This window comes from Hymenobacter mucosus, assembly GCF_900188255.1.
GTDB classification, from domain to species: Bacteria; Bacteroidota; Bacteroidia; order Cytophagales; family Hymenobacteraceae; genus Hymenobacter; species Hymenobacter mucosus.
Genome location: NZ_FZNS01000020.1, coordinates 23,484 through 30,418, shown reverse-complemented (window position 1 = coordinate 30,418; position 6,935 = coordinate 23,484). Strand labels below are relative to the sequence as shown.

6 protein-coding genes and 1 pseudogene are annotated in these 6,935 nt (G+C 64.6%); all 7 read left to right on the top strand.

Annotated elements, in window-relative coordinates; genetic code table 11:
* Window positions 1-141 precede the first annotated feature (141 nt).
* Window positions 142-594, top strand: a pseudogene (locus CHB83_RS22705) (IS3 family transposase); the annotation flags it as partial.
* A gap of 166 nt (window positions 595-760) precedes the next feature.
* A complete protein-coding gene (locus CHB83_RS22700; RefSeq protein ID WP_044518448.1) occupies window positions 761-1,312 on the top strand; it encodes a DUF4158 domain-containing protein in 552 nt (183 codons plus the stop codon).
* Window positions 1,313-1,317: 5 nt separating this feature from the next.
* On the top strand, window positions 1,318-2,430 hold the full coding sequence (locus CHB83_RS22695) for a sensor histidine kinase (RefSeq protein WP_082017271.1): 1,113 nt from the start codon (window positions 1,318-1,320) through the stop codon (window positions 2,428-2,430).
* The gene (locus tag CHB83_RS22690) at window positions 2,427-3,206 is read left to right on the top strand and encodes a LytR/AlgR family response regulator transcription factor (protein ID WP_044518450.1); all 780 of its coding nucleotides are present in this window, start codon (window positions 2,427-2,429) and stop codon (window positions 3,204-3,206) included. The genes CHB83_RS22695 and CHB83_RS22690 overlap by 4 nt, the downstream gene beginning before the upstream one ends.
* Window positions 3,207-3,335: 129 nt before the next feature.
* Window positions 3,336-3,791 (top strand): DUF305 domain-containing protein, encoded by a 456-nt coding sequence (locus CHB83_RS22685; protein WP_065814192.1) that lies wholly within the window; start codon window positions 3,336-3,338, stop codon window positions 3,789-3,791.
* 133 nt (window positions 3,792-3,924) lie between these two features.
* Window positions 3,925-5,331, top strand: coding sequence for a YncE family protein (locus tag CHB83_RS22680; RefSeq protein WP_044518525.1), 1,407 nt, complete (start codon window positions 3,925-3,927; stop codon window positions 5,329-5,331).
* A gap of 216 nt (window positions 5,332-5,547) precedes the next feature.
* On the top strand, window positions 5,548-6,846 hold the full coding sequence (locus tag CHB83_RS22675; RefSeq protein ID WP_245855412.1) for a YncE family protein: 1,299 nt from the start codon (window positions 5,548-5,550) through the stop codon (window positions 6,844-6,846).
* Window positions 6,847-6,935: the final 89 nt, after the last annotated feature.

Here is a 6,935-nt window from a genome sequence, read left to right as displayed (position 1 = left end):
TGAACCTGATCGAAATCCTCTGGCACCGCTGCAAGCACTACTGGCTCACCCCGGACGACTATCGCACCGAGCAAACCCTACGCGACAAGCTCGACCACCTCATGCCCAGAGTCGGAACTGAGTATACGGTTACTTTTAGCTGACCACTTAATCGACGCTTACCGCATTTCCGCTCGGCGCGCCTGCCGAGTCATTGGTTTGCAGCGCGCGAGCTTCGCCTATCAAGCACGTGGACGCGATGATACCGTTTTGCGCCAGCGCTTGCGGGAGTTGGCGCAAGTGCGAGTGCGCTACGGCAGTCAGCGCCTCTATATCCTGCTACGCCGGGAAGGCTGGCTAGACAATCATAAGCGCGTGCATCGTCTTTACTGCTTGGAAGGCTTGAACTTGCGTAGCAAGCGCCCACGGCGCAATCGGGCCGCGGCCCACCGGCTAGAACGTCTCCCACTGGGCCGCCTGCATCAGAGCTGGAGCATGGATTTTGTGGCCGATAACCTCTTCGATGGCCGCAAAATCCGCGCCTTAACGATAGTCGATAATTTTAGTCGCCAGTGCCTGGCCATTCACGTGGGGCAGTCGCTGAAAGGTGAAGATGGCCTTGGTTAAAAGTTTGGTACAAAAGTTAATCGGCGGCCTTGGCAGCGGCTGGCTTTCGGTGGGCGTGGATGACCACTTTACGGTGGCGTAAGTACTTATAAAGGGTAACCTTCGTTTTAGTGAACAAGCCAGCTGGCTATTTTTAGGATTTCCTTCCTGCTCCATGGCCCGCTACTTGTTTTTACTCGACGCGACCCAGCGCCGTGCCTTCGACCAGCCCCCTGTTTTCAATCCGCCCCAGCGGCAGCTCTTCTTTGCGTTGCCCGACTGGGCCACCCGGTCTCTGGCTACGCTGCTGGCCCCGCACAGCCGGGGCGGCTTCGTACTGCAGGTCGGCTACTTCAAGACGACGGGGTGCTTCTTTCCCGTGGACCGGTTCCTGGCGACTGACCAGGCGTACGTGCAGCAGCGTTACCACTTGGGAGCGGTGGAGTGGACGCGCTACGGCAAGGTCACCCGCTTTAACCACCAGCAGCAGATTCTGCAGCAATTCGGGGTTCCGCCCTTCGAGCAGGTCGAAGCCGCCGTGCGCCAGCAAGTGACGCATTTCGCCCGCCTATTAGGACCGCCTTTTTCCGTATCTATTCAGGCACTGTCCTGCCTGCTTTGGCTGAAATCATTTTCTCCGATGCTGACCCGAAGGCCCGTTGACCCGCTAAAAAGGCCATCCTGGAGGCCAGGCCAGCGCGGCGGCGGCGGGTTTCGCTACCTTTAAAGCGCATGAGTACGACCGCACGGCCCCTGGAACGGCAACTATCTCCGCCCCTGGTGAGCGGCTCCACCATTGCCCTGGCGTGGCTGCTGTTCAGCGGGTTCATGGTGCTGCTGATTTTTGTGCAGAACCTCTCGGCCGGCACGCCCACTGACTGGCGCGAGGCCCTGGGCGGGCGGCTGTTGCACGGCCTGATTTGGGGCCTGCTCACGCCAGTGGTGTTCGCCCTGGCGGCCCGCTTCAACCTCACCGAACGCCGGCACCGCCTCTGGCACCTGCTGGCCCACGCGGCGGCTAGCTACGTCCTGACCCTGGTGTACCGCCTGGGCTACGCCGCCGTGATGCACGGCAGCGGGGCCACGCCGGGCGGCTTCTCCCTGCATACCGTTGTGGCCAATGCCAACAACTGGGTGCCCATCTACTGGATGCTGCTGTGCATCGCCTACGCCGTGCAGTACCGCGAGCGGTACCGCGAAGGCCGGGTGCGGGCCGCCCAGCTCGAAACCCAGCTGGTGCAGGCCCAGCTGCAGGCCCTGAAAATGCAGCTTCAGCCGCACTTTCTCTTCAACTCGATGAACGCCGTCTCAGCCCTGATGACCCAGGACGTGAAGGCCGCCCGGCGCATGTTGGCCCAGCTCAGCCAGTTTCTGCGGCTGGTGCTGGAAGGCACCGACGAGCAGGAGGTGACCCTGGAACAGGAGCTGCGCCTCACGCGCCTCTACCTCGAAATCGAGCAAACCCGCTTCCCCGACCGGCTAGCCGTGCGCTACGACATCGCCCCCGATACCGAGGGCGCGCTGCTGCCTGCCCTGCTGCTGCAGCCGGTGGTGGAAAACGCCGTGCGCCACGGCCTGGCGCCCCGCGCCGGGGCCGGCGAGCTGGCCGTGCGGGCCGAAAAACAGGGCGACCGACTCGTGCTGCAAGTGCACGACAACGGCCAGGGCGCGGCCGATACCGCCGCCCGGGGCATCGGCCTGCGCAACCTGGAAAGCCGCCTGACTACGCTCTACGGCCCAGACTACGCCCTGGCGGTGGAGTCGGCCCCGGCGTGCGGCTACTGCCTGCGCCTGTCCATCCCGTTCCGGCTGGCAGCGGCCGGGGTTACGCATCTATCCGCATGAGGCCCATCCGCACGCTGCTGGTCGACGACGAGCCGCTGGCGCGCAGCCTGCTGCGGGAGCTGCTGGCCGATTTTCCGGCGCTGACCGTGACGGGCGAAGCCGCGAACGGCACCGAAGCCTTGGCCGCCCTGCAAACCGGCGCGTACGACGTCGTCTTTCTCGATGTGCAAATGCCCGACCTCGATGGCGTGCAGGTGCTGGGCCGGCTGCGGGAAGCCGGCCAGCCGCTCCCGCTGGTGGTGTTCGTGACGGCCTACGACCAGTACGCGGTGCAGGCCTTCGCGCTCCACGCTGTCGATTACCTGCTCAAACCGCTGGACCCCGACCGGTTTGCCGACTGCGTACGCCGGGTGCAGCAGCAGCTACGCCTGCGCCAGTACCAGGCCCGCGTCCCCGAGCTGGAGGCCCTGCTGCACAGCTGGACCGCCCCGGCAGCTGACTACCAGGACCAGTTCCTGGTGAAGCTGCCGGAGCGCAGCTTCTTCGTGCCGGCCGCCGAGGTGTGCTACTTCGAGGCCAGCGGCAACGGCGTGCAGCTACACGCGGCCGGCCGGCACTACCCGCTGCGCACGGCCCTGGGCCAGCTGGCCGAGCGGCTCGACCCGGCCGTGTTCCTGCGCATCCACCGCTCGTGCATCGTCAACCCGGCCCACATCGTGGACTTCAGGCACTGGTCGCACGGCGAGTACCTGTTTCGCATGGCCAACGGCCAGCACGTCACCTCCTCGCGCAGCTACAGCGCCGGCGTACAGCAGCTGCTCAAGCGATTTGCCTGAGCCGGCCCGGAACCTGGAAGGCCAGTTCACCCCGGGATAGGTCCAGTTGGCCCGTGTCGGGCGTTCATTTTTGGAAGTTGCCCGTTAGTGCACCAGCCCCCCACTCATGGGACGGCAACAGCGCACGACATGACCAAACCCTTCCTCTTTTTGCTGGCCTTCACCTTCGGCGGAGTCGCGACGGCCCGCGCCCAACACCATACCCCGGCTGGTACTACATCAATGCCGGGCACGACCCACTCCATGACGGGCATGACCGGCCTGAAGATGGACCACACAGCCGCGCCCGGCACCCCGGTCGCCGCCTTCCAGCACGGCATGGATTCGGTGATGGTGGTGATGGACGAGGGCATGCGCCGCATGGAGGGGGCCCGCCCCGACGACATCGACGCCAGCTTCGCGGCCATGATGCTGCCCCACCACCAGGGGGCCGTGGACATGGCCCGTCTGCAGTTGCTGTACGGCAAGGACCCCGCCCTGCGCCGCCTGGCCCAAAGCATCATCGCCGAGCAGCAGGTCGAGATTCAGCAGATGGCTGCCTGGCTGAAACAGCACCCCGTGGGCACGCAGAATCCTGGCAAATAGTACCTAATTCCGTTTAAACCGTCATGCTGAGCTTGTCGCAGCATCGCTACCGCTTCGTTGAAGAAGTGTTGATTAGTAAAGAGGTAGCGATGCTGCGACTTCGTTCAGCATGACGTTCTTTTTTCCCTATCCCATGAAATTCCCTCTCCTCCCCGGCCTGCTGCTCATTTCCAGCGTGGCGGCGGCTCAGGTCGTCAGCCACCGCGACCGGGTGTACACCGCCGACCAGATTTCCAACACCGTCTCGGTTATCGACCCCATGGATAACAAGCTGCTGGGCCAGATTATTCTGGGTAAGCCGCAGCCCGACTTGCTCTCGGCGCTCTACAAGGGGCAGGCGCTGGTACACGGCCTGGGTGCTTCGTCCGACCATAAGCTGCTGGCCGTGGTGTCGGTGGGCTCCAACAACGTGACCTTCATCGAAACGGCCACTAACGTCATCAAAGGCAGCGTGTACGTGGGGCGGGCCCCGCACGAGGCCACCTTCCGGCCCGATGGCAAGGAGGCCTGGATAACGGTGCGCGGCGAGGACTACCTATCGGTGATTGACGTGGCCACGATGCGCGAAACCCGCCGTGTGCCCGTGCCCAACGGCCCCGGCCAGATTGCCTTCAGCCCCGACGGCAAGCGCGCCTTTGTGTGCTCCAGCTTCTCGCCCGAGCTGGCCGTGGTGGACGTGGCCACTTACAAAGTCATCAAAAAGGTGCCGGTGGTGAGCCCCTTCTCGCCCAACATCTTCCCCACCAAAGACGGCCAGCAAATCTGGTTCACCCACAAGGATGTGGGCAAGGTATCGGTACTGGATACCAAGACGCTCACCATCAGCGGCGTGCTGACAACCGGCCCCGTCACCAACCACGTGGCCACGGTGGATGTGGCGGCCGGCAAGCTGGCCTACGTGACCGTAGGCGGCGAGGACGTAGTGAAGGTGTACAGCCGCGCCCCGGGCTTCAAGCAGCTGGCCACCATTCCGGTGGGGGCTAATCCGCACGGCATCTGGCCCTCGGGCGACGGCAGCCGGATGTACGTGGGCCTGGAAAACGGCGACTCCGCCGTGGCCATCAGCACGGCCAGCAACCGGGTGCTGGCCAAAATCAAGGTAGGCCAGGCCCCAATGGCGCTGATGTACGTGCCCAACGCCGTGCCTGCCGGCGCGGCCACAAACACCGGCCTCGGCCGGCAGCTGGTTGACCAGCCCGCCGTGGTGCGGACGCTCAAGCCGCCCACCGCTGGCCCCGCCACCGGCACCATGACGCTGCGCTCGGAAGGGCTGGTGGATTTGGCCACCTTCGCCCTGCGCGGCCTGACGCCGAACACCGACTACGACATCTTCCTGACCAGCGGCACCAAAGCGCCCTACGCGCGCGACTACGCCCTGACCACCGTGCGCACCGATGCCAAAGGCGGGGCCATGGGCCAGGCCCTGGGGCCGGTGCAGCGCATCGCGGGCGGCGAGTTGAACCCAGCGGGCAAAAAGTTTTCGCGGGTAATCGTCGCACCCAAAACCACTGACGGTGAACCCGCTTTACTGGCCGAATAGTCCGGCTTAGACTGGGCGGCAAAACCAGCATTTCATCCCTCCATGCGCATCACTACCTTATCCACCTGGGCCCTGGCAGCCACGCTGTTGCTCGGGGCCTGCTCGAAAAAGAACAGCGAGGAAACCGAGCCCGACATGGTCATTCCGCCCGACCCCGGCCCCATCGCAGCCAGCGCCGCCGACCGGGTGTACCTGGCCGACCAGTCATCGAACACGGTGTCGGTGCACGACCCGAGCACCAACCGGCTGCTGGGCGTGATTCGCTTGGGCAAGGGCCGGCCCGAGTTTCTGAGCCCGCTCTACGACATGGAGTCCAACGTGCACGGGCTGGGGGTGTCGCCCGATGGCAAGACGCTGGGCGTGATTGCCACCCTCACCAACGCGGTGATTTTTATCGACCTAGCCACCAACACCGTCAAGGGCAAGGTATACGTGGACCGCAACCCCCACGAGGGCTTTTTCACGCCCGACGGCAGACAGTTCTGGGTGGCGGTGCGCGGCAAGGATTACGTGACGGTGATTGACGTGGAGAAAATGCAGGTGGTGAAAAACATTGCCACCGAGCACGAGCCGAGCATGGTCGTGTTCCGGCCCGATGGCAAAGTGGCCTTCGTGGACCACTCCGAAACCGCTACGCTCGACGTAATTGATGTGAAGAAGCGCGAGGTCATTGCCCGGGTGCCGGTGGTGAGCAAGTTCTCGCCCAACCTGGTGGTGACCGAGGACGGCCAGCAGGTCTGGATGACCCACAAAGACGTGGGCAAGGTGACCGTGGTGAACGCCCAGACCTACGCCGTGGAAGGCGTGATTGACACCGGCCCCGGCACCAACCATGTGAACATGGCCGGCACCGGCGGCGGCACCCGCTTCAGCGGGGCCAGCGCCGGCGACTTCGCTTACGTAACCGTGGGCGGCGAAAACGCGGTGAAGGTGTATTCGCGCCAGCGCCAGCTGCTGGCCACTATCCCGGTGGGGGCCAACCCGCACGGCGTGTGGCCCAACGGCGACGGCAGCAAGCTCTACGTGGGCCTGGAAAACGGCGACGCGCTGGTCAGCATCGACACCAAAACCAACACCAAGCTCACCGAAACCGGCAGCGGCCAGGCCCCGCAGGCCCTGCTCTACGTGGTGAAAGCCGGCGGTGGCAGCCCCGGCGCCAGTGGGCTGGAAGCCTTCACGCCGGTGACGCCGGTGAACATCCGCCTGGTGCCCGTGGGTACGCAGCCGGTGCCCGGCGTGGGCGGCGGGGCCACCATCCGCCCCACCGAAGACCTCGACGAAATGGTACTGGCCCTCAAGCAGCTGGCCGCCAACACCACCTACACCCTGTACCTGTCGGACAGCAAAACCGCATTGGTGGCCCCGGAGCCGGTCATTTCCTTCAAAACCGATGATGGTGGCGCAGTCGAAGTCAACGCCTACTACCAGATTCGGCTGCGGCTGGCGGGCCGGTTCGCCGTGGTGGTGCTCGGCGACAAAAACCCGGCCGGCGCGGTCACGCTCACGCAGCCGTAAGCCGGCTGCTGACCAAAAAGGCCCCTGGTGCATGACGCATCAGGGGCCTTTTTTAGGGGTGCAAACGCTTTTGCTTCGGGTAGCACCGG